Genomic DNA, 1,347 nt, shown 5'->3' with positions numbered 1-1,347 from the left:
TTTGTACCTTGAAAACTAAATAAGAATGAGTAATCAATGACATCAACAAAAAGTAAAGCGTCAACGCTTATTTAAGTTAGTTAAGTGAATAAGGGCGCACGGTGGATGCCTTGGTACTAGGAGCCGAAGAAGGACGGGACTAACACCGATATGTCTCGGGGAGTCGTAAGTAGACGTTGATCCGGGAATTTCCGAATGGGGAAACCCACGATTCGTAATGGAATCGTACATGTATCTGAATACATAGGATGCATGAGGCAGACCCGGGGAACTGAAACATCTCAGTACCCGGAGGAAGAGAAAGCAAATGCGATTTCCCAAGTAGCGGCGAGCGAAACGGAATCAGCCCAAACCAATCGGTTTACCGATTGGGGTTGTAGGACACTTCACATGGAGTTACAAAGAAATACGTTAGATGAATCGACTTGGAAAAGTCAGCCACAGAAGGTAAGAGCCCTGTAGTCGAAAGCGTGTTTTCTCCGAAGTGGATCCTGAGTACGGCGGAACACGTGAAATTCCGTCGGAATCCGGGAGGACCATCTCCCAAGGCTAAATACTCCCTAGTGACCGATAGTGAACCAGTACCGTGAGGGAAAGGTGAAAAGCACCCCGGGAGGGGAGTGAAAGAGAACCTGAAACCGTGCGCTTACAAGTAGTCGGAGCGCATTTATGCGTGACGGCGTACCTTTTGTAGAATGGACCGGCGAGTTACGATCGTATGCAAGGTTAAGTGGAAGACACGGAGCCGCAGCGAAAGCGAGTCTGAATAGGGCGAATATAGTATGCGGTCGTAGACCCGAAACCGTGTGATCTACCCATGTCCAGGGTGAAGGTCAGGTAACACTGACTGGAGGCCCGAACCCACGTATGTTGAAAAATGCGGGGATGAGGTGTGGGTAGGGGTGAAAAGCCAATCGAACACGGAGATAGCTGGTTCTCTCCGAAATAGCTTTAGGGCTAGCCTCAAAGCGCGAGTACCGGAGGTAGAGCACTGATTGGACTAGGGGCCCTCATCGGGTTACCGAATTCAGTCAAACTCCGAATGCCGGATACTTTGCTTTGGGAGTCAGACGATGGGTGATAAGGTTCATCGTCGAGAGGGAAACAACCCAGACCGCCAGCTAAGGTCCCAAAGTATACGTTAAGTGGAAAAGGATGTGGAGTTGCCCAGACAACCAGGATGTTGGCTTAGAAGCAGCCACCATTTAAAGAGTGCGTAATAGCTCACTGGTCGAGTGACTCTGCGCCGAAAATGTACCGGGGCTAAACGTATCACCGAAGCTGCGGATTGTTCTTCGAACAATGGTAGGAGAGCGTTCCGAGTGCTGTGAAGTCAGACCGTGAGGA

Annotated in this window: 1 rRNA gene; it reads left to right on the top strand. The window is 49.9% G+C overall.

Annotation, left to right across the window (positions count from 1 at the left end):
- Window positions 1-78: 78 nt before the first annotated feature.
- Window positions 79-1,347: ribosomal RNA gene (locus tag ACLIBH_RS14295) — 23S ribosomal RNA — on the top strand; the annotation flags it as partial.

Origin of the sequence: Virgibacillus sp. W0430, assembly GCF_051846935.1 — a bacterium.
GTDB lineage: Bacteria > Bacillota > Bacilli > Bacillales > Amphibacillaceae > JBPYCR01.
Note: the sequence above shows the minus strand (reverse complement) of the source record. Positions and strands in the feature narration are given on the sequence as shown.